This is a genomic window from Pseudomonas sp. S32 (assembly GCF_016648095.1).
GTDB lineage: Bacteria > Pseudomonadota > Gammaproteobacteria > Pseudomonadales > Pseudomonadaceae > Aquipseudomonas > Aquipseudomonas parafulva.
Map to the genome: position 1 here is coordinate 133,978 of NZ_JACVVF010000004.1, position 20,961 is coordinate 154,938.

Annotated in this window: 18 protein-coding genes and 1 pseudogene; 14 read left to right on the forward strand and 5 right to left on the reverse strand. The window is 61.5% G+C overall.

The features are described from left to right. Positions 1-120: 120 nt before the first annotated feature. From IAE38_RS24220 to IAE38_RS03795, 3 genes and pseudogenes are all read left to right on the forward strand, one after another. Positions 121-243: pseudogene (locus tag IAE38_RS24220) on the forward strand (hypothetical protein); the annotation flags it as partial. Positions 244-308: 65 nt separating this feature from the next. After that, positions 309-611 (forward strand): hypothetical protein, encoded by a 303-nt coding sequence (locus IAE38_RS23840; RefSeq protein WP_236403455.1) that lies wholly within the window; start codon positions 309-311, stop codon positions 609-611. Between the two features lie 477 nt (positions 612-1,088). Next, positions 1,089-2,735: a Na+/H+ antiporter gene (locus IAE38_RS03795; protein WP_201216028.1), complete on the forward strand. Its 1,647-nt coding sequence runs from the start codon at positions 1,089-1,091 to the stop codon at positions 2,733-2,735. A gap of 9 nt (positions 2,736-2,744) precedes the next feature. Here IAE38_RS03795 and IAE38_RS03800 read toward each other — a convergent pair whose 3' ends face one another. The 5 genes from IAE38_RS03800 to map all read right to left on the reverse strand — a co-directional run bounded on the left by IAE38_RS03800 (position 2,745) and on the right by map (position 9,132). After that, positions 2,745-3,302: a hypothetical protein gene (locus IAE38_RS03800; protein WP_201216030.1), complete on the reverse strand. Its 558-nt coding sequence runs from the start codon at positions 3,300-3,302 to the stop codon at positions 2,745-2,747. Between the two features lie 269 nt (positions 3,303-3,571). Continuing rightward, positions 3,572-4,315: a peptidase M12 gene (locus IAE38_RS03805; protein WP_201216032.1), complete on the reverse strand. Its 744-nt coding sequence runs from the start codon at positions 4,313-4,315 to the stop codon at positions 3,572-3,574. 76 nt (positions 4,316-4,391) lie between these two features. Then, positions 4,392-5,585: a succinyldiaminopimelate transaminase gene (dapC, locus tag IAE38_RS03810; RefSeq protein ID WP_201216035.1), complete on the reverse strand. Its 1,194-nt coding sequence runs from the start codon at positions 5,583-5,585 to the stop codon at positions 4,392-4,394. Positions 5,586-5,615: 30 nt separating this feature from the next. After that, positions 5,616-8,315 (reverse strand): [protein-PII] uridylyltransferase, encoded by a 2,700-nt coding sequence (locus IAE38_RS03815; protein ID WP_201161757.1) that lies wholly within the window; start codon positions 8,313-8,315, stop codon positions 5,616-5,618. A 34-nt stretch (positions 8,316-8,349) separates the two neighbouring features. Further along, positions 8,350-9,132: a type I methionyl aminopeptidase gene (gene map, locus IAE38_RS03820; protein ID WP_201161756.1), complete on the reverse strand. Its 783-nt coding sequence runs from the start codon at positions 9,130-9,132 to the stop codon at positions 8,350-8,352. 299 nt (positions 9,133-9,431) lie between these two features. Between map and rpsB the strand changes: the two genes are divergently transcribed. The 11 genes from rpsB to lpxD all read left to right on the forward strand — a co-directional run bounded on the left by rpsB (position 9,432) and on the right by lpxD (position 20,919). Continuing rightward, positions 9,432-10,169 (forward strand): 30S ribosomal protein S2, encoded by a 738-nt coding sequence (rpsB, locus tag IAE38_RS03825; RefSeq protein WP_028634979.1) that lies wholly within the window; start codon positions 9,432-9,434, stop codon positions 10,167-10,169. 183 nt (positions 10,170-10,352) lie between these two features. Beyond that, on the forward strand, positions 10,353-11,216 hold the full coding sequence (gene tsf, locus IAE38_RS03830; RefSeq protein ID WP_028634980.1) for a translation elongation factor Ts: 864 nt from the start codon (positions 10,353-10,355) through the stop codon (positions 11,214-11,216). A 180-nt stretch (positions 11,217-11,396) separates the two neighbouring features. Then, positions 11,397-12,140, forward strand: a complete 744-nt coding sequence (gene pyrH, locus IAE38_RS03835) for a UMP kinase (RefSeq protein WP_028634981.1) — start codon at positions 11,397-11,399, stop codon at positions 12,138-12,140. Next, positions 12,137-12,694 (forward strand): ribosome recycling factor, encoded by a 558-nt coding sequence (gene frr / locus IAE38_RS03840; RefSeq protein WP_028634982.1) that lies wholly within the window; start codon positions 12,137-12,139, stop codon positions 12,692-12,694. The genes pyrH and frr overlap by 4 nt, the downstream gene beginning before the upstream one ends. Positions 12,695-12,710: 16 nt before the next feature. Then, entirely contained in the window at positions 12,711-13,466 is a 756-nt protein-coding gene (gene uppS / locus IAE38_RS03845) for a polyprenyl diphosphate synthase (RefSeq protein ID WP_201161755.1), read from the forward strand. Continuing rightward, positions 13,466-14,281 carry a phosphatidate cytidylyltransferase gene (locus tag IAE38_RS03850; RefSeq protein WP_201161754.1) on the forward strand — a complete coding sequence of 272 codons (816 nt, stop codon included), beginning with the start codon at positions 13,466-13,468 and terminating at the stop codon, positions 14,279-14,281. Before uppS ends, IAE38_RS03850 begins: the two co-directional genes overlap by 1 nt. Further along, a complete protein-coding gene (gene ispC, locus IAE38_RS03855; protein ID WP_201216037.1) occupies positions 14,278-15,468 on the forward strand; it encodes a 1-deoxy-D-xylulose-5-phosphate reductoisomerase in 1,191 nt (396 codons plus the stop codon). The genes IAE38_RS03850 and ispC overlap by 4 nt, the downstream gene beginning before the upstream one ends. Positions 15,469-15,535: 67 nt before the next feature. Next, the gene (gene rseP / locus IAE38_RS03860) at positions 15,536-16,888 is read left to right on the forward strand and encodes an RIP metalloprotease RseP (protein ID WP_201216039.1); all 1,353 of its coding nucleotides are present in this window, start codon (positions 15,536-15,538) and stop codon (positions 16,886-16,888) included. A 74-nt stretch (positions 16,889-16,962) separates the two neighbouring features. Beyond that, positions 16,963-19,314 (forward strand): outer membrane protein assembly factor BamA, encoded by a 2,352-nt coding sequence (gene bamA, locus IAE38_RS03865; RefSeq protein WP_201216041.1) that lies wholly within the window; start codon positions 16,963-16,965, stop codon positions 19,312-19,314. 44 nt (positions 19,315-19,358) lie between these two features. After that, positions 19,359-19,862: an OmpH family outer membrane protein gene (locus IAE38_RS03870; protein ID WP_028634988.1), complete on the forward strand. Its 504-nt coding sequence runs from the start codon at positions 19,359-19,361 to the stop codon at positions 19,860-19,862. Position 19,863: 1 nt separating this feature from the next. Then, positions 19,864-20,919: a UDP-3-O-(3-hydroxymyristoyl)glucosamine N-acyltransferase gene (lpxD, locus tag IAE38_RS03875; protein ID WP_201216043.1), complete on the forward strand. Its 1,056-nt coding sequence runs from the start codon at positions 19,864-19,866 to the stop codon at positions 20,917-20,919. Positions 20,920-20,961 lie beyond the last annotated feature (42 nt).

Here is a 20,961-nt window from a genome sequence, read left to right on the forward strand (position 1 = left end):
ACTGTATCGATATAAAGTATTCGCCCTTTTGTACTTTATCCTTATTCTACGCCGAAAGAATAGCGTGACCATCCCATGCGATCGTCTCGCCGCGCGCCTTAGGTGGCGGTTCCGGCCTAGTCAACTGCCGGCCTGCGCAAAAGCGACAGCCTGGAGGTGAAGGTCCGGGCATTGCTGGCTGAGCGACGACAACGCATTGGTTACGAACGACTGCTCGAAGCCGCAGCGGGTGCTTGCCGCTGACCGGCAGTTGCCCGGGCGCCTTCCTCGCCATACCATACTGGTCAAATATACAGTACTGGTGTGCCATGACCGATGATCTTCCACCAGCCTGGGTAGCCGAGCTGAACGACAGATACGCGCTTGTCAGTGACCCTGACGGGCGCGCAGCCGTGCTTGCCGAGATGGCGTACGCAGCGCACCGCCGTCGCGAAATCGATGCTGCTGATCTGTCCGACATGCTTGAGCTGGCTGAGGCGGCGAGGGAGTGGGGGCTTCTCGAGCACGAGGAGGCCTGGCACATCGGGTTGTTTCAACATGAAAGATTTAGGGAGCCGGATCCAGGACGGATCGTTGTCGGCAGGACGCCGCGGAAGGATATCGTTGCGTAAATCTTCCCCAAAATACATCCGTAAACGCCTGATTCTATTGGGGCTGAAACGAACAAAAACGGCGCCATTGAAAGGCGCCGAAATTGGCTCAAGGCATTGATTCTATTGGAGTTTCACAACTTTACTAGCGCGTCCCAGGCTTTGATGCCATAGAGCGTGTAGGTCATTGTGCACATTGGGGTCACAGGCTACCCCAACCTCTCCGTTTATCATGTTAACCACGGGATTATGCGGGAACGGTTCTACAAGTGCCACGGGTGGGGACGTGATGGGGCTGGGCAGCGCTGGCTGCACCCGCTGTAATCCTGGGGAACGAATCGACCCTGCTGTCACCGAAGCATCATCATGTTACATATTCAATGGTCTTTTACGACCATGGTGCAGCGGTTTTGCCATTCAGGAGGCCGCTAACATATTGTTTCAAAGGCGATGTTTCGCCTTTTGTCGCCGTTACTGCTCAAAAGGAAACCCGAACGGATGCAGTCCGCTTATACCGTCCTCATTCTGCTGACACTGGTCAGTGTGTCGAAGCTGGTCGGCCGCATGGTTCCACTCCCCCTGCCACTGGTGCAGATCGCGGCCGGTGCCTTGCTGGCCTGGCCCACCCTTGGCCTGCACGTGGCGCTGGACCCAGAACTGTTTCTGTTCCTGTTCTTGCCGCCGCTGCTGTTCGCCGATGGCTGGCGCATCCCCAAGCGTGAACTGTGGCGCATGCGCGGGCCGGTGGTAGCGCTGGCCGTCGGGCTGGTGTTGTTCACCGTGGTCGGGGCGGGTTACTTCATCCACTGGCTGCTGCCGAGTATCCCGCTGGCAGTAGCGTTCGCCCTGGCGGCGGTGCTTTCGCCGACCGACGCCGTGGCTGTTTCAGCCATCACCCAGGACCGCTTGCCCACCCCGCTGATGCACATGTTGCAGGGCGAGGCGCTGATGAACGATGCCTCAGGCCTGGTGACCTTCAAATTCGCCCTGGCAGCGGCGATTACCGGTGTGTTCTCGCTGGCAGACGCCAGCTTCAGCTTCGTATTGGTGGCCCTGGGCGGGCTGGCAGTGGGGGTGGCCCTCAGCTGGCTGGTCGGCCGCTTGCGCGCCTGGATGATCGCCCGTGGCTGGGACGACCCTGCCACCCATGTGGTGTTCATGCTGCTGTTGCCTTTCGCGGCCTACGTTCTGGCAGAGCGCCTGGGGGTGTCGGGCATCCTGTCGGCTGTGGCGGCAGGCATGATGCAGAGCTGGCTGGACCTGCTGCCTCGCCAAACCACCACCCGCCTGCTCAACCGCAGTGTCTGGTCGCTGCTGGAGTTCGCCTTCAATGGCCTTATTTTCCTGCTGCTGGGCCTGCAATTACCGGACATCATAAAGGCGGTGGTCAGCCACGAAGCTACCCTGTGGCCGACCCTGGCCTGGCGCTGCCTGGACGTGGTGGCGATCTTTGCCGCGCTGATTCTGCTACGGTTCATCTGGGTGCAGAGTATCTGGCGCGCGATCGGCGTTATCCGCCACTGGCGTGGCAAGCCGGCACTGGTGCTGATGCCCACCGCGCGGTCCTGCTGGCTGCTTACGGTGGGCGGCGTGCGGGGTGCGGTGACCCTGGCCGGCGTCATGTCCATCCCGCTGCTGATGGGGGCAGGCAAGGCATTCCCTGAGCGGGACCTGCTGATCTTCATTGCCGCGGGTGTCATTTTGCTGTCACTGATCAGTGCCTGCATCGCGCTGCCCCTGTTGCTGCGCGGCGTGACCAAGAGCCCGGACGAGCGTTTGCATCAAGAGGTGCAGGAGGCCTGGCGCCGCACCGCCGAGGCCGCGATCCACGCCTTGGAAGCAGAAGAGGTCATTGACAGCAGTGCACCCCAGGACGCCGCCCAGGCCACCTTGGCGACGGAGCTCAAGGCCCGGCTGATGGCCGAATACCGTGATGAACTGGACAGCTACAACGACAGCGCCGAAGCCAAGGCGCTGGCCGAGCAGATGGATCAGCTGGAGCGGCGGTTGCGCTTGCGCGCACTGCGCGCCCAGCGGCTTGAACTGTATAGTCTGCATCGCCAGCACCTGGTAGGTGATGAGGTCGTGCGCCAGGTGCTGGGCGAGCTGGACATGAGCGAGGCGAACCTGGGGCACGTTCGATAGCCGTACGAGTCAGTGTGGGTAGGCTTCACGCATGAATGAAAGGTCCTTTTCACTCAGTTCGGCGTTGATGCCCACCCGCCAGCCGTTGGTGGTCAGGAAGGGTTCTACCGGGTAGTGCATCACCGAATGGGGATCGTAGCCAATGTTGACGAGGTCGGCGGACGGGCGTTTGTTGAACACCTGCTTGCGAACTTCTTCTTCGCTTGCCCCGCCCAACTCTCTGGCGTAGTACTGCATGGCCCGGTCATTCCATGGGATGTCGGCTTCCGGGTGCTGATGTTCGTGGTCCAGGCCGAAGATATGGCCGAATTCGTGCAGCACCGTGAATTCGAACAGCTCTTCACCGGGTTCGAAGCACAACATCAGGTTGGGCGAGCCACTCTCGAGGATATTGGTGCCCAAGTGCGTACCGTTCAGGTAGGCCTCGGGGGCACAGCAAATCCTGATCTCGGCGCTCTGGTCATTATCTTCGACCCGCTCCATGAGCAGGTTGGCGCCCGACAGGTCGATCCAGGAACGGCCCAGTTCGTAGATGCGGGCTTTGAGCGCCTCGCGGCCGTTACTCACGAATGACACCCTGAGCAGTCGGCCTGGCTGCCACAGTTTGCCGGTGGGGCCCATGGAGCGGGTGAGAAGGCTGCCCGACCGCAGATTCCGCGGGCTTTCTTTGAAGGCGAGAGCCCTGGACTGAGCGGGCGACAGTTGGTCCAGGCGCTGAGGGAGTCTGGAAGTGACCATGGTGGATGTCTCCTGTGAAGAAAGCACCATGGTGCGGGCCTTGGGTGGCTATGCGGCGGTAGATAGTTAGCGCTGAGTGCAGCCCGGTTACCCCATGTTCAATACGGGTAGGCAAGGCGCATGAAGGTTTTGTCTTTCTCGCTCAGCTCGGTATTGAGCGGTATCTCGAACAAGCCGTCAGTGAGTGCCGGGGAAACCGGGTAGTGCATGACGGACAGGGGGTCATAGTCAGTCATCAATAAACCTGAGATCTCCAATGGGTTGAAATACTGTTCATCGACATCCTGCTCAGTCCAGCCACCTGCCCCTGTGTGCAGTTCCAGCAAGCGCTGCCTGTTCCAGGGGATTCGGGCATCCGGATGCTGGTGCTCATGCTGTGCGCCCAAGGCATGACCAAACTCATGCAAAACGGTATTGGTGAAGTATTCGCCATTATCCGGCCTGACCGTCAGCACCATTGACTCGGCAGGTCGGTCCAGCAGGCAGTCGGTGCCGATCGAACATTCGTTGATCGGCCCTCTTTCGTGGGTGGTCAGGATGGTGATATCTGCTTCAGGGGCGTTGTTCTTCATGAAGCGGAAGCGAAGGTTGCCGTAGGCCAGCCAACCGACCGCGACATCAATAATGGCTTCCCTGAGCTCGGGCGCCGGTGCGCCCAGAAACGCGATATTGAGTGTGCTGCCTGTCGGCCAAAGCTTGCCGTGTTCGGCAACCGAGCGTTTTTTACGGCGAGCGGACGAGGCGCTGGCCAAGGCGTTCAGCGGGTTGATGGCGATGGCGTTCTCATAGGAAAGCTGCGGGTCTTTATCGGTACGGCAGCGGCAAAAGGGCAGTGGAAGCATGCGAGGTTCTCCTGATCTGAGCGCTTGAGTCTCGATCATGGGGTGCCCGTGCATGCCTCAACTATGCACCGCCTTTTTACGCCGTAAGGAAAGCCCGAATCCGCTCAGCCGCCTCGATACATTCTGCCAGCGGCGCTACCAGCGCCATGCGTACACGCCCTGCGCCCGGGTTTACGCCATGTACCTCGCGGGACAGGTACGAACCCGGGACCACCGTCACATGCTGGGACGCAAACAGGTCGCGGGTGAACGCGGCATCATCACCGGGCACCTTTGCCCACAGGTAGAAGCTGCCATCGGGGCGTTGCACGTCCATCACCGGCTGAAGAATGTCCAGCACAGCGTCGTACTTGGCCCGGTACTGGTCGCGGTTGGCCCGCACATGGGCTTCGTCCTGCCAGGCGGCGATGCTGGCCATCTGGGTTTGCACCGGCATGGCGCAGCCATGGTAGGTGCGATACAGCAGGAAGGGCTTGATGATGTCGGCATCGCCCGCGACGAAACCTGAACGCAGGCCCGGCAGGTTGGAGCGTTTGGACAGGCTGTGGAACACCACACAGCGCTTGAAATCGCTGCGCCCCAGTTCGGCACAGGCGGTCAGCAGCCCAGGAGGTGGCGCCTCTTCGTCGAAGTACAGCTCGCTGTAACACTCGTCGGCGGCAATCACGAAGTCGTGTTCGTCACCCAGCGCGATCAGCTTTTTCAAAGTGTCGAGGGGCACCAGGGCGCCGGTTGGGTTGCCTGGCGAGCACAGGAACAGCACCTGGCAGCGCTGCCAGACCTCTGCCGGCACGGCATCGAAATCGGGGTTGAAACCGTTATCTTCCAGGCATGGCAGGTAATGCGGGGTCGCACCGGCGAGCAGGGCGGCACCTTCGTAGATTTGATAGAACGGGTTGGGGCTGACCACCAGGCCGTCATCGCTGCGGTTCACCACTGCCTGGGTGAAAGCGAACAACGCTTCGCGGGTGCCATTGACCGGCAGGATGTGGCGGTCGGCATCCAGCCAACCCGCTGGCACGCCAAAGCGTTGCTCGCACCATTGGCCGATCGCCTGGCGCAAGGCTGGCAGGCCCAGGGTGCTGGGGTACACCGCCAGCTTGTCGAGGTTGTCTGCCATCGCCTGGGCCACGAACGCCGGCGAGGTGTGCTTGGGTTCGCCGATCGACAGGGCGATTGCACGTTTGTCCGCCGCAGGTGAAACGCTGGCCAGCAGGGCGCGAAGCTTTTCGAAGGGGTAGGGCTGGAGCTGGGTCAAGGCATGGTTCATTGGCGCAAGGTCTCGTCAATCGTCTGGTCGTCAAAAAGTCACGCGTGCAGGGGGTGTGCTGGCTTGGCCGGCTTGCAACTGCTGCACGATGGCCTCCTGCAGGCGGCTGCACAGCTGTGGGTCGGACAGTGGCTGGTTGTCGGCGTCGGTGATGAAGAACACGTCTTCCACCCGTTCGCCCAAGGTGGCGATCTTGGCGTTTTGCAGCGACAGGTCGAACTCGAGGAAAATGCGCCCCAGCCGGGCCAGCAGCCCCGGGCGGTCGGGAGCGGTGATCTCAAGGATGGTGACTGGCCGCTGGGCATCGTTGAGGATGGTCACAAGGGGCGGGAAATCGAAATGCTTGAGCTGGCGCGGCACCCGGCGCTGAATGATGGTCGGGTAGTCTTCCGGGTTGCGCAGCGCCTCGGTGAGGCCATCGCGAATCTGCCGGACCCGCTGTGGGTTGTCGCCGATCGCGCCGCCGTCGTTGTCCAGCACGATATAGGTGTCGAGGGTGAACTGGCTGCTGGAGGTGATGATGCGCGCATCATGAATGTTCAGGTTCAACTGCGACATCGCCGCCACGGTCACCGCGAAGAAGTCGTGTTGGTCGGGGGCGTAGATGAAAATCTGCGTGCCACCCTCGAATTCGCGTTGAGTGGTTTCCTTGATCAGCACCAGTGGCCCGCCGTCAGCAGGTTGCTGCAGGATCGCATCGCTGTGCCAGGCAACGTCGGCTGCATTGTGCTTGAGGAAGTAGTCATCGCCCAACTGCGACCACAGCTGCTCGACGTCGTCCGGGTCGATACCCTGGCGCACCAGGATATCCAGGGCGGCGGACTGGGTCTGGCGAATCTGCTCTTCGCGGTCCAGCGGGTTTTCCAGGCCGCGGCGCAAGGCACGCTTGGTTTCGGTGTACAACTGGCGCAGCAAGCTGGCCCGCCACGAGTTCCACAGGCTGGGGTTGGTGGCGTTGATATCGGCCACGGTCAGCACATACAGGTAGTCCAGCCGCGTTTCGTCGCCCACGTGCAGGGCGAAATCGTGGATCACCTGCGGGTCTGACAGGTCCTTGCGCTGGGCCGTGGTGGACATGACCAGGTGGTTCTGCACCAGCCAGACGATCAGCCGGCTGTCCCAGGCGGGCAATTGATGGCGCTCGCAGAACGCCTGGGCATCCACTGCGCCCAGCTCGGAGTGGTCACCCTGGCGACCCTTGCCGATATCGTGATAAAGACCGGCCAGGTAAATAAGCTCAGGCTTGGGCAGGCGCCCCATGAGCTTGCTGGCCAGCGGGAATTTCTCGGACACCGGCGTGTACTGCAGTTTACGCAGGTGTTTGATGAGGTTGAGCGTGTGGGCGTCGACCGTATAGATGTGGAACAGGTCGTGCTGCATCTGCCCCACGATCAGGCCGAACTCCGGCAGGTAGCGCCCGAGGATGCCGTAGCGGTTCATGCGCCGCAGGTTGCGGTGGATACCGATTTCACACTTGAACAGTTCGATGAACAGGCTGGTGTTGCGGATATCGGTACGGAAACTGTCGTCGATCAGGTGCCGGTGCTCGCGCAGCAGCCGCACGGTATCTGCCCGCACGCCCTTGATGTCGGGGTGCTGGGCCATCAACACGAACATTTCCAGCATGGCGAACGGGGTACGCCGGAACACATTGGGGCGCACGGCCTCGATGTAGCCGTCATGCAGGCGGAACCGTGCATTCAGCGGCTGGGTGGTACCACTGTCGTCATCGGCCAGGATCACTTCTTCGAAGTGCTGGATGATCAGGTCACACAGCTGGCTGATGCTCATCACCACCCGGTAGTACTGCTGCATGAACTGCTCGATGGCGCGCTTCGGGTTGTCATCGCTGTAGCCCAGCAGGGCGGCGATGCTGCGCTGATGGTCAAACAGCAGGCGGTCTTCGGCGCGGCCTGCCAGCATATGCAGGGCATAGCGCACCCGCCACAGGAAGTCCTGGGACGAGGCCAGAAGCTCGTTTTCGCTTTCCAGTAGAAACCCTTCGCCGGCCAGGGCGTGCAGGTTGAGTGTGCCGTACTGGCGGCGTGCTACCCACAGCACCGTCTGGATGTCACGAAGGCCCCCGGGTGAACCCTTGACGTTGGGCTCCAGGTTGTACTCGGTGTCGTTGTACTTGTGGTGGCGCGCCTTGAGTTCGGCGCGCTTGGCCAGGAAGAACTCCCGGCTGGGCCACATGTGCGCGGTGCTGGTGACCTCGAGCATGCGCTGGCGCAAGGCCTCGGGGCCGGTGATGGTGCGGCTTTCCATCAGGTTGGTGATGACCGTGAGGTCAGCACGGGCCTGTTCGGCGCACTCATCGACGGTGCGCACGCTCTGGCCCACTTCCAGGCCTATGTCCCACAGCAGCGTGAGAAACCGCTCAATGGCATCGCGGTACTGTTCATGTTCTGCCGCGCCCAGCAGTATCAGCAGGTCGATATCCGAATGCGGGTGCAGTTCGCCGCGCCCGTAACCGCCGACGGCGACCAGTGCGATGCCGCTGTGGTCACCCCAGTCGAACTGGTTCCAGGCCTGTTGCAGCACGTTGTCCACCAGCCAGGCGCGTGCTTCGATCAGCGGGCGAATGGCGCTGCCGGCGCGAAAACGCTTGTCCAGCACCTCGCCGGCCTGGCGGATGGCCTTCTTGAAGGCAGCCACAGGGCTGGCCTTCAGGGCAAGTTCTGCCTGGAACTGGCCGCGGTCGAACAGTTCGGGGTCCACCTGTGGCATCGGGTCACGCTCCTGTGGTGTGGGCTGTGCCTGTTCAGGCCGAGATGCGCGCGATGGTGTCGTCCTTGCGCAGGGTGAAGATTTCGTAGCCTGTGGCGGTGACCACCAGGGTGTGTTCCCACTGCGCCGAAAGCTTGCGGTCCTTGGTGATGGCGGTCCAGCCGTCGCCCAGTACCTTGGTGTCGGCCTTGCCCTGGTTGATCATCGGCTCGATGGTGAAGGTCATGCCTTCTTTAAGCTCCATGCCCGTGCCGGCACGGCCGTAGTGCAGAATCTGCGGCTCTTCGTGGAACACCTTGCCGATGCCATGGCCGCAGAACTCGCGCACCACGGAAAAACCATTCTTTTCAGCGTGCTTCTGGATCACTTCGCCGATATCGCCCAGGCGGCAGCCTGGCTTCACCAGTTCGATGGCCTTGTACAGGCATTCCTGGGTGACGCGTGACAGCCGTTCGGCCCACTGCGGCACGGTACCCACATGGAACATGCGGCTGGTGTCGCCGTGGTAGCCGTCCTTGATCACGGTGATGTCGATGTTCAGTGTGTCACCGTCTTTGAGTGGTTTGTCGTTGGGGATACCATGACAGACCACGTGGTTGATGGAGGTGCAGATCGACTTGGGGTAGCCCTTGTAGTTGAGCGGCGCCGGAATGGCCTGCTGCACGTTGACGATGTAGTCGTGGCACAGGCGGTCGAGGGTTTCGGTGGTGACGCCGGGCTTGACGTGCTCTTCGATCATTTCCAGCACCTCGGCAGCCAGACGGCCGGCGATGCGCATCTTCTCGATGTCTTCTGCAGTCTTGATGGTGACGGTCATTACAGGCTCTCTTCACTGCGCCGCACGCGGCGCGCTAAAACAGGAAAGCCATCATTCTAACAGAGCTGCGGGGTTCAGGCTGTTTCAGTCATGGCAGGGCGCCTGCAGCGCGGGGGCAGTTTTCAGGTTCCGTTTGCGCGCGCACTGTGGTATAACATGCGCCGCTTTCGGGCCCAGGCCCGTCTGCACACAAACCCACACACGTGTCGACACGATGGCCTGGGTGCCCCGAGTTGCAGAACTCGCGGGTTGGTCATTGGGATACGTGGAGGCCCAACCCGACTTATCAAGGAACTATCATGTCCCAAGTCAACATGCGCGATATGCTGAAGGCCGGTGTGCACTTCGGCCACCAGACCCGTTACTGGAACCCGAAAATGGGCAAGTACATTTTCGGCGCGCGCAACAAGATCCACATCGTCAACCTGGAAAAAACCCTGCCGATGTTCAACGACGCACTGTCGTTCGTTGAGCGCCTGGCCCAGGGCAAGAACAAGATCCTGTTCGTCGGCACCAAGCGTTCCGCCGGCAAGATCGTCGCCGAGCAAGCTGCTCGTTGCGGTTCGCCGTACGTTGACCACCGTTGGTTGGGCGGCATGCTGACCAACTACAAGACCATCCGCGCTTCGATCAAGCGTCTGCGCGACCTGGAAACCCAGGCCGATGACGGCACCTTCGCCAAGCTGACCAAGAAAGAAGCCCTGATGCGCTCCCGCGATCTGGAAAAACTGGACCGCAGCCTGGGTGGCATCAAGGACATGGGTGGTCTGCCTGACGCTCTGTTCGTCATCGACGTTGATCACGAGCGCATCGCGATCACCGAAGCCAACAAACTGGGTATCCCGGTTATCGGCGTTGTCGATACCAACAGCAGCCCGGAAGGTGTTGACTACATCATCCCAGGTAACGATGACGCCATTCGCGCTATCGAGCTGTACATGACTTCCATGGCTGACGCTGTGATCCGTGGCCGCAACAACGTTGCTGGCGGCACCGAAGTCTACGCTGAAGAAGCGGCTGCACCGGCTGCCGAGTAATAGACGCTAGCGTCGACTTGGCACGCAAAAAGGGGGCTCTGCCCCCTTTTTGCCACCTTGAAATCCTGCTGTCAGCGATGGCCCCGCATCATGGGCTGGCTGAACACAACAGCGGATTCGCAGAATTGAACGCCCGTGAGCAACGGGTGGAATGGTTGAAAAACTTTCCAAGAGGATTTTGAAATGGCAGCAATTACTGCAGCGCTGGTAAAAGAACTGCGCGAGCGTACCGGCGAAGGCATGATGGATTGCAAGAAGGCCCTGGAAAAGGCCGACGGCGACATCGAAAAAGCCATTGACGACATGCGTGCCTCCGGCGCCATCAAGGCCGCCAAGAAGGCTGGCAACGTGGCTGCTGAAGGCGCTATCGCCGTCAAGACCGACGGCAAAGCCGCCGTTCTGCTGGAAGTGAACTCGCAGACCGACTTTCTGGCTCTGCAAGACGACTTCAAGAACTTCGTGGCCGAAAGCCTGGAAGAAGCCTTCGCCCAGAAGCTGACCGACGCAGCCCCGCTGATCGCCTCGCGTGAAGCTGCCCGTGAAGCCCTGGTAGCCAAGTGCGGCGAAAACGTCAACATCCGCCGCCTGGTGCGTGTTGAAGGTGACGTGGTTGGTGCTTACCTGCACGGCAACAAGATCGGCGCCGTTGTTGTTCTGCAAGGCGGTGACGTCGAGCTGGCCAAGAACATCGCCATGCACGTTGCAGCGTCGAACCCTGAGTTCCTGGACTCGTCGGAAATCTCCGCTGAAGCCATCGAGCGTGAGAAGGGCGTGTTCCTGCAACTGAACGCCGACAAGATCGCCGGCAAGCCGGAAAACATCGTTGAGAACATGATCAACGGCCGTATTTCCAAGTTCAAGGCTGAAGCCTCGCTGAAAGAGCAGGCGTTCGTCATGGATCCAGAAGTCAAAGTGGGCGCCCTGGCTAAAAAAGCCGGTGCAGAAATCGTTTCCTTCACCTACTTCAAGGTCGGCGAAGGTATCGAGAAGCCGGTTGACGACTTCGCTGCCGAAGTGGCTGCTCAAGTAGCTGCTGCCAAGCAGTAAGACAGCCCCGTCTGTCGCCCCGAAGAGGCTGCCCGCTCACGCGCGCGGCCTCTTTGTCAAAACGGCGAGGGGTTCATCGAACCCTGCCGCCGCTGGCGCCTACCCGGTGCCACGCTACAGTTAGCAGGCTGCAAACAGCCCGCACGAATTTTCTACAGTACGCCGCAGGAGAGACTCGCAATGGCTCAGCAGGTGAGTGGTCGCCAACCTCGCTATAAACGCATTTTGCTCAAACTTAGCGGCGAGGCCCTGATGGGCTCGGAAGACTTCGGGATCGACCCGAAGGTGCTCGATCGCATGGCCCTTGAAGTGGGCCAGCTGGTTGGGATCGGTGTTCAGGTGGGCCTGGTCATCGGCGGTGGCAACCTGTTCCGCGGCGCCGCACTGAGCGCTGCCGGCATGGACCGCGTTACCGGCGACCACATGGGCATGCTGGCCACGGTGATGAACGCCCTGGCGATGCGCGATGCCCTGGAGCGTTCGAATATCCCGGCGCTGGTCATGTCGGCCATTTCCATGGTGGGTGTCACCGACCACTACGACCGCCGCAAAGCTATCCGTCACCTCAACTCCGGGGATGTGGTAATTTTCTCCGCCGGTACCGGCAACCCGTTCTTCACCACCGACTCCGCAGCCTGTCTGCGCGCCATCGAAATCGATGCCGACGTGGTGCTGAAGGCGACCAAGGTCGATGGTGTGTACACTGCTGACCCATTCAAGGACCCGCATGCCGAGAAGTTCGATCGCCTGACCTATGACGAGGTTCTGGATCGCAAGCTGGGTGTGATGGACCTGACCGCAATCTGCCTGTGCCGTGACCACAAGATGCCATTGCGGGTATTCAACATGAACAAGCCTGGCGCCCTGCTGAATATCGTGGTGGGCGGCGCTGAAGGCACTTTGATCGAGGAAGGCCAAGCATGATCAACGACATCAAGAAAGACGCTCAGGACCGCATGGGCAAGTCCCTGGAGGCCCTGGCTCGCAACCTGGCGGCCATCCGCACCGGTCGCGCCCACCCAAGCATCCTGGACAGCGTCAAGGTGCCTGCCTGGGGTAGCGAGATGCCGCTGAACCAGGTTGCTGCGATCAGCGTCGAAGACGCTCGCACCTTGAAGATCGTCGCCCATGACAAGAACCTGAGCGCGGCTATCGAGAAGGCTATCCTCACCTCGGACCTGGGCCTGAACCCGTCGAGCGCTGGCACTACCATACGCGTGCCGATGCCTGCCCTGACCGAAGAAACCCGCAAAGGCTATACCAAGCAGGCCAGTGGCGTGGCCGAGGATGCCAAGGTAGCTGTGCGTAACGTGCGCCGCGATGCCCTGGCAGACCTGAAAAAGCTGACCAAGGACAAGGAAATCAGCGAGGACGAAGAGCGTCGCGCGGCCGATGAAATCCAGAAGCTGACCGACAAGTTCGTTGCCGAGGTCGATGCTGCGTTCAAGGCCAAGGAAAAGGACCTGATGGCCGTCTGAGGCCAGGTTTTTTTTGATGGAAAAGACCAAGCCAGCGGTGCCGTGTTCGGTGCCGCGTCACGTCGCGATCATCATGGACGGCAACAACCGCTGGGCGAAACGCCGCCTGTTGCCCGGGGTTGCCGGCCACAAGGCGGGTGTGGACGCCGTTCGTGCGGTCATCGAAGTGTGCGCCGAGGCGGGTGTCGAGGTGCTCACGCTGTTCGCCTTCTCCAGTGAAAACTGGCAGCGGCCGGCCGAGGAGGTCGGTGCCCTCATGGAGCTGTTCTTCTCGGCGTTGCGCCGGGAGGCCCGGCGGCTGAACGAGAACAACATCAGCCTGCGCATCATTGGCGACCGCTCGCGGTTCCACCCTGAGCTGCAGGCCGCCATGCGCGAGGCCGAGGCACTGACTGCCGGCAACAACCGTTTCATCCTGCAGATCGCGGCCAACTATGGCGGGCAATGGGATATCGCCCAGGCGGCCCAGCGGCTTGCGCGGGAGGTGCAGGCCGGGCATCTGCGCCCTGACGACATCACTCCGGGCCTGCTGCAAACCTGCCTGTCCACGGGCGATCTGCCGTTGCCCGACTTGTGCATCCGAACGGGGGGCGAGCACCGCATCAGCAATTTCCTGCTTTGGCAGCTGGCCTACGCCGAGCTGTATTTCTCCGACCTTTTCTGGCCGGACTTCAAACACGAGGCCATGCGTAAGGCATTGGCCGATTTCGCTTCGCGCCAGCGCCGCTTTGGTAAGACCAGCGAGCAGGTCGAGGCTGGAGCTCGTGCTTAATGCTTAAACAACGCATCATTACCGCGCTGATCCTGTTGCCGATAGCGCTGGGTGGGTTCTTCCTGCTCGAAGGGGGTGACTTCGCCCTGTTCATCGGCCTGGTGGTAACGCTCGGTGCGTGGGAGTGGGCGCGCCTGGCCGGGCTGATGGCCCAGCCCCTGCGTATCGCCTATGCCTTGGTGGTTGCCGGGGCGCTGATGCTGCTCTACGTGTTGCCGGAACTGGCCCCTTGGGTGCTCGGTGCGGCGGTGATCTGGTGGGGGCTGGCTACCTGGCTGGTACTGACCTACCCGCGCACCAGTGAGCTGTGGGCCAGTGCCGCCTGCCGTTTGTTGATCGGCCTGCTGGTGCTGCTGCCAGCCTGGCAGGGCCTGGTGCTGCTCAAGCACTGGCCACTGGGCAACTGGCTGATCCTGTCGGTGATGGTACTGGTGTGGGCGGCGGATATCGGTGCCTATTTCTCTGGCCGAGCATTCGGCAAGCGCAAGCTGGCCCCGCACGTTAGCCCGGGCAAGAGCTGGGAGGGCGTTTATGGTGGCCTGGCGGTGAGCCTGGTCATCACGCTGGCCGTTGGCATCAGCCGTGAGTGGGGCGTGGGCGAGGTGCTGCTGGGCCTGGTCGGTGCTGCGCTGGTGGTGATGGCATCGGTGGTGGGCGACCTGACCGAGAGCATGTTCAAGCGCCGCTCGGGCATCAAGGACAGCAGCAACCTGCTGCCGGGCCACGGTGGTGTGCTGGACCGTATCGACAGCCTGACCGCTGCCATTCCGCTGTTCGCCGTGCTGCTGTGGGCTGCTGAATGGGGTGTGATGTGAGTGCTGTGCAGCGGATCACCGTGCTCGGTGCCACCGGCTCTATCGGCCTGAGTACGCTGGATGTGATCGCGCGGCACCCGGACCGCTACCAGGTGTTCGCGCTGACCGGGTACTCACGCATCGACGAGCTGCTTGAGCTGTGCGTGCGCCATCGCCCGGTGTTTGCGGTGGTGCCGGAGGCTGAGGCCGCCTCACGGTTGCGCAGCAGCCTGGCGGCTGCCGGGTGTGCCACTGAAGTGCTCGAGGGCGAGGCAGGGCTTTGCCAGGTGGCCTCGGCTTCGGAGGTTGACGCCGTGATGGCGGCTATCGTTGGCGCCGCTGGGCTGCGCCCCACCCTGGCAGCGGTCGAGGCGGGCAAGAAGGTGTTGCTGGCCAACAAGGAAGCGCTGGTGATGTCGGGCGCCCTGTTCATGGACGCAGTCAGGCGCTCCGGCGCGGTACTGCTGCCCATCGACAGCGAGCACAACGCGATCTTCCAGTGCATGCCGGCCGATTACGCACGGGGCCTCGGCGCCGTGGGTGTTCGCCGCATCCTGCTGACCGCATCGGGTGGGCCGTTCCGTGAGACGCCCGCCGAGGCGCTGCTCGAGGTTACCCCCGAGCAGGCCTGTGCACACCCGAACTGGTCCATGGGGCGCAAGATTTCCGTAGACTCGGCCAGCATGATGAACAAGGGCCTGGAGCTGATCGAGGCGTGCTGGTTGTTCGATGCCGCGCCGGCCGACGTCGAAGTGGTGGTGCACCCGCAGAGTGTGATCCACTCGCTGGTCGACTATGTCGACGGTTCGGTGCTGGCGCAGCTGGGTAACCCGGACATGCGTACGCCCATCGCCAATGCCCTGGCCTGGCCGGAGCGGATAGCGTCAGGGGTTGCCCCGCTGGATCTATTCAGCATCGCCCGCCTGGACTTCCAGGCGCCGGACGAGCTGCGTTTCCCCTGCCTGCGCCTGGCGCGTCAGGCTGCAGAAGCGGGCCACAGCGCCCCGGCTGTGCTCAATGCGGCCAACGAAGTGGCGGTCGAGGCATTTCTGGCCCGCCGTATCCGCTTTCCGGATATCGCGAGTATGATCGAACAGGTCCTGGACCAGGAGCCGGTCGTGCCACTGCCGTCACTGGCTGCGGTGTTTGCCGCCGACCAGCGCGCCCGCGAGCTTGCCCGCGAATGGCTGAGGCGTCACGGGCGCTGATACCAGTTTGACCAGGTAATGAGGGGCCGGTGTAGGCCGGCCCGCTGCACATCATTCGGAGATGGACATGACAGCGCTCTACATGATTATCGGCACCCTCGTTGCCCTGGGTGTACTGGTCACCTTCCACGAATTCGGCCACTTCTGGGTAGCGCGGCGCTGCGGTGTAAAAGTGCTGCGGTTTTCGGTCGGCTTCGGTATGCCGCTGGTGCGCTGGCATGACCGCCATGGCACCGAGTTCGTGATAGCGGCCATCCCGCTGGGCGGCTACGTGAAAATGCTCGACGAACGCGAGGGAGATGTGCCGCCCTCGCTGGCAGGGCAATCGTTCAACCGCAAACCGGTGGGGCAGCGCATTGCGATCGTGGCTGCCGGCCCGATTGCCAACTTCCTGTTGGCAATCCTGTTCTTCTGGATTCTGGCCATGCTGGGTAGCCAGCAGATACGCCCGGTGATCGGGGCCGTAGACGCGGGCAGCCTGGCGGCCTCTGCCGGGCTGGTTGCCGGGCAGGAAATCGTTTCCATCGACGGGAAACCGACCAACGGCTGGTCGGCGGTCAACCTCCAGCTGGTGCGCCGGCTGGGTGAAAGTGGCACGTTGCAAGTGGGTGTGCGGGACGAGGGCGCCAGCGCAGAACAGCAACGTCAGGTGAAACTCGACAGCTGGCTGAAAGGCGCTGATGAGCCCGACCCGATCCAGTCGTTGGGCTTAAACCCCTGGCGGCCGGCCATCGTGCCGGTGTTGGCCGAAATCGACAGCAAGGGCCCGGCAGGGGCCGCAGGCCTGAAAACCGGTGACACCCTGCTGAGCATCGATGGCAAGCCGGTGGCTGAATGGCAGCAAGTGGTCGACAGCGTGCGTGCCCGTCCCGACGCCAAGGTGGTAGTGCGCGTGCAGCGCGACGGCGCCGTGCTTGACCTGCCGGTCACCTTGGGCCGCAAGGGCGAGGGCAGTGCGGCTGCGGGGTACCTGGGGGCTGGGGTGAAGGGTGGCGAGTGGCCAGCATCGATGCTGCGTGAGGTGCGCTACGGCCCGCTGGAGGCGGTTGGCGAGGGCTTGTCGCGCACCTGGAACATGAGCGTGCTGACGCTGCAGTCCCTGAAGAAAATGCTGTTCGGTGAGCTCTCGGTAAAAAACTTGAGTGGACCGATAACCATTGCTAAAGTGGCGGGCGCTTCAGCCCAGTCCGGCGTAGGGGATTTCCTGAATTTCCTGGCCTACCTGAGCATAAGCCTGGGGGTTCTTAACCTGCTGCCCATCCCGGTACTGGATGGGGGGCATTTGCTGTTCTACCTGGTCGAATGGGCGCGCGGTCGCCCGCTGTCGGACCGGGTACAAGGTTGGGGGGTCCAGATCGGTATCAGTTTGGTCTTGGGGGTGATGCTGCTCGCCCTGATCAACGATCTGGGTCGACTATAAAAGCTTCGCTCAATTGCGAAACCTGTCGTTCATGACGGCAGGTTGTTTATTGCCAGTTGGAATAAAAGGACTTCATGAAACGTCTGCTGCTAACTGCGGTCCTCTCCGCACTGATGATCGCTGAAGTTCACGCCGAGTCCTTCACCATCTCCGATATCCGAGTCAACGGCCTGCAGCGGGTTTCCGCCGGCAGCGTCTTTGGTGCCTTGCCGCTCAACGTGGGCGACCAGGCCGATGACCGTCGTCTGGTGGAATCTACCCGCTCGCTGTTCAAGACCGGGTTCTTCCAGGACATCGAGCTGAACCGTGATGGCAATGTTCTGATCATCAACGTGGTCGAGCGCCCGTCGGTGTCGAGCATCGAGATCGAAGGCAACAAGGCGATCAGCACCGACGACCTGATGAAAGGCCTGAAACAGTCGGGCCTGGCCGAAGGTGAAATCTTCCAGCGCGCCACCCTTGAAGGTGTGCGTAACGAGCTGCAGCGCCAATACGTGGCCCAGGGCCGCTACTCGGCCGAGGTCGACGCCGAAGTGGTGCCGCAGCCGCGCAACCGCGTGGCGCTGAAGATCAAGATCAACGAAGGCACCGTCGCTGCCATTCAGCACATCAACGTCGTTGGCAACAACGTGTTCGATGACGAAACCCTGCAGCAGCTGTTCGAACTGAAAACCACCAACTGGCTGTCGTTCTTCAAGAACGACGACAAGTATGCCCGCGAAAAACTGTCCGGTGACCTGGAGCGTCTGCGTTCCTACTACCTGGACCGCGGCTACATCAACATGGATATCGCCTCTACCCAGGTGTCCATCACGCCAGACAAGAAGCACGTCTACATCACCGTCAACATCAACGAAGGTGAGAAATACACCGTTCGTGACGTGAAGCTGTCCGGTGACCTGAAGGTGCCGGAAGACCAGGTCAAGTCGCTGCTGCTGGTGCAGCCGGGCCAGGTGTTCTCGCGCAAGGTCATGACCAGCACGTCCGAGCTGATCACCCGCCGCCTGGGTAACGAAGGCTACACCTTCGCCAACGTCAACGGCGTACCGCAGCCGAACGACCAGGACCACACGGTCGACATCATGTTCGTGGTAGACCCGGGCAAACGCGCCTACGTCAACCGCATCAACTACCGTGGTAACACCAAGACCGAAGACGAAGTGCTGCGCCGCGAGATGCGCCAGATGGAAGGCGGCTGGGCTTCGACCTACCTGATCGACCAGTCCAAGACCCGCCTTGAACGCCTGGGCTTCTTCAAGGATGTGAACGTCGAGACCCCGCCTGTGCCGGGTACCGATGACCAGGTCGACGTGAACTACAGCGTCGAAGAGCAGGCGTCCGGTTCGATCACCGCCAGCGTCGGTTTCGCCCAGAGTGCGGGCCTGATCCTGGGTGGTTCGATCAGCCAGACCAACTTCCTGGGTACTGGTAACAAGGTCTCCGTTGGCCTAACCCGTTCCGAATACCAGACCCGCTACAACTTCGGCTTTGTGGACCCCTACTTCACTGCCGACGGCGTGAGCCTGGGTTACAACGCCTTCTACCGCAGCACCAACTACGATGACCTCGATGTCGACGTGGCGAGCTATGCGGTGGACAGCCTGGGTGCCGGCGTCAGCCTGGGTTACCCGATCAGCGAAACGTCGCGCCTGACCTATGGCTTGAGCGTGCAGCAGGACAAGCTGAAAACCGGTAAGTACACGGTTGATGAGATCTTCGATTTCATCAACAAGGAAGGCAAAAGCTTCACCAACTTCAAAGCGTCGATCGGCTGGTCTGAATCCACGCTGAACAAAGGTGTGCTGGCGACCCGTGGCCACTCCCAGAGCCTGACCCTGGAGTCGACCATTCCAGGCAGTGACCTGTCGTTCTACAAACTGGACTACCGTGGCCAGCTGTTCAAGCCCCTCAGCCAGAACTACACCCTGCGTCTGCACACTGAGCTGGGCTACGGTGACGGCTTCGGCGGTACCTCTGGCCTGCCGTTCTACGAGAACTACTACGCGGGTGGTTTCAACTCTGTCCGCGGCTTTAAAGACAGCAGCCTGGGGCCACGCAGTACGCCGAGTAAGCTCAATGAGGCCAATGGCACGCTTCTTGATCCAGACCAAGACCCGCTACCCTTCGGCGGCAACGTCCTGGTGCAGGGCGGCGTAGAACTGCTGTTCCCGATGCCGTTCATCAAGGATCAGCGTTCCCTGCGGACCTCGGTGTTCTGGGATGTGGGTAACGTGTTCGACACCAATTGCGGCAAGAAGCCCGATTGCGCCAAGGTCGGCTTCTCCGACATGGCCAGTTCGGTCGGTGTGGGTGTGACGTGGATCACCGCCCTGGGCCCGCTGAGCTTCAGCCTGGCGATGCCGATCAAGAAGCCGGACGATGCCGACACCCAGGTGTTCCAATTCTCTCTGGGCCAGACCTTCTAAGGTCGGCCCTTGCTTAACGACAACGGTTTATCCAGGAGTTCATCGTGCGCAAGTTGACCCAAATGGCCGTAGTGGCCGCGGCGCTGGTCGCCACCCCGGCTTTCGCCGAAATGAAGGTTGCCGTTCTGAACTATCAGATGGCCCTGCTGGAATCGGACGCTGCCAAGAAGTACGCCGTGGATGCCGAGAAAAAATTCGGCCCGCAGCTGACCAAGCTCAAGAGCCTGGAAAGCAGCGCCAAGGGCATCCAGGATCGCCTGATCAAGGGCGGCGACAAGATGCAGCAGCCTGAGCGTGAGCGCCTGGAGCTTGAATTCAAGCAGAAAGCCCGTGACTTCCAGTTCCAGTCCAAGGAACTCAATGAAGCCAAGGCCGTGGCCGACCGTGACATGCTCAAGCAGCTCAAGCCCAAGCTGGACGGCGCGGTGGAAGAAGTCATCAAGAAAGGTGGCTTTGACCTGGTGCTCGAGCGCGGCGCGGTCATCGATGTCAAACCTCAGTACGACATCACCCGCCAGGTTATCGAGCGCATGAACCAAGCCCGTTGATATGACCCTGACCATGACGCTTGGCCAGTTGGCCGAGGCCCTTGGGGCCACCCTGAAGGGCCCCGGTGACCTGAACATCACCGGCCTGGCCACTTTGCAGGAAGCAGGCCCCGGCCAGCTGAGCTTTCTCGCCAACCCGCAGTACCGCAAGTACCTGGACAACTGCCAGGCGGCTGCCGTGCTGCTCAAGGCAGCGGATGCAGAAGGCTTTGCCGGCCACGCGCTGATCGTGGCGGACCCGTACCTGGCGTACGCACGTATTTCCCACCTGTTCGACCCAAAACCCAAGGCTGTGGCGGGTGTTCATCCCAGCGCCGTGGTGGCCGGGGATGCTCAGGTGGATGCCAGTGCCTGTATCGGGCCCTTTGCAGTCGTTGAAAGCGGGGCGTGCATCGGCGCCAATGTCACCATTGGTGCCCATTGCGTGGTCGGTGCTCGTTGCGTCATCGGCGAGGGCGGTTGGCTGGCCCCGCGGGTCACGTTGTACCACGACGTCACCATCGGCAAACGGGTGGTTATCCAGTCGGGTGCGGTGATCGGCGGTGAAGGCTTCGGCTTTGCCAACGAAAAAGGTGTATGGCGCAAGATCGCCCAGATCGGCGGCGTCAGCATCGGCGATGACGTTGAAATCGGCGTCAATACGGCTGTCGACCGTGGCGCGCTGTCCGACACGGTCATTGCCGATGGGGTCAAGCTGGACAACCAGATCCAGATTGCCCACAACGTGCAGATTGGTGAGCACACGGCCATGGCTGCCTGTGTGGGTATTTCCGGCAGCACGCGCATCGGCAAGCACTGCACCATTGCCGGGGGCGTTGGCATGGTTGGCCATATTGATGTCTGTGATAACGTTTTTGTGTCTGGCATGACCATGGTCACCCGCTCCATCACCGAGCCGGGTGCCTATTCATCCGGCACTGCCATGCAGCCACTGGCTGACTGGCGCAAGAGCGCCGCGCGTATCCGCCACCTGGACGACATGGCCAAGCGCCTCCAGCAGCTGGAAAAACGCGTCGATACCGTGACCTCAGGTGGCCAGCCGACATCAGAAGGCTGATACCATTTTCTGAGCAAGAGTGAACAGTCGCTAGCTGGCTCC

Coding starts and splice junctions, on each gene's coding strand:
- IAE38_RS03850 (WP_201161754.1), top strand. CDS start 13,466: ATGCTTAAACAACGCATCATTACCGCGCTGATCCTGTTGCCGATAGCG.
- pyrH (WP_028634981.1), top strand. CDS start 11,397: ATGGCTCAGCAGGTGAGTGGTCGCCAACCTCGCTATAAACGCATTTTG.
- lpxD (WP_201216043.1), top strand. CDS start 19,864: ATGACCCTGACCATGACGCTTGGCCAGTTGGCCGAGGCCCTTGGGGCC.
- dapC (WP_201216035.1), bottom strand. CDS start 5,585: ATGAACCATGCCTTGACCCAGCTCCAGCCCTACCCCTTCGAAAAGCTT.
- IAE38_RS03815 (WP_201161757.1), bottom strand. CDS start 8,315: ATGCCACAGGTGGACCCCGAACTGTTCGACCGCGGCCAGTTCCAGGCA.
- uppS (WP_201161755.1), top strand. CDS start 12,711: ATGGAAAAGACCAAGCCAGCGGTGCCGTGTTCGGTGCCGCGTCACGTC.
- frr (WP_028634982.1), top strand. CDS start 12,137: ATGATCAACGACATCAAGAAAGACGCTCAGGACCGCATGGGCAAGTCC.
- map (WP_201161756.1), bottom strand. CDS start 9,132: ATGACCGTCACCATCAAGACTGCAGAAGACATCGAGAAGATGCGCATC.
- IAE38_RS23840 (WP_236403455.1), top strand. CDS start 309: ATGACCGATGATCTTCCACCAGCCTGGGTAGCCGAGCTGAACGACAGA.
- rseP (WP_201216039.1), top strand. CDS start 15,536: ATGACAGCGCTCTACATGATTATCGGCACCCTCGTTGCCCTGGGTGTA.
- bamA (WP_201216041.1), top strand. CDS start 16,963: ATGAAACGTCTGCTGCTAACTGCGGTCCTCTCCGCACTGATGATCGCT.
- tsf (WP_028634980.1), top strand. CDS start 10,353: ATGGCAGCAATTACTGCAGCGCTGGTAAAAGAACTGCGCGAGCGTACC.
- IAE38_RS03795 (WP_201216028.1), top strand. CDS start 1,089: ATGCAGTCCGCTTATACCGTCCTCATTCTGCTGACACTGGTCAGTGTG.
- IAE38_RS03805 (WP_201216032.1), bottom strand. CDS start 4,315: ATGCTTCCACTGCCCTTTTGCCGCTGCCGTACCGATAAAGACCCGCAG.
- rpsB (WP_028634979.1), top strand. CDS start 9,432: ATGTCCCAAGTCAACATGCGCGATATGCTGAAGGCCGGTGTGCACTTC.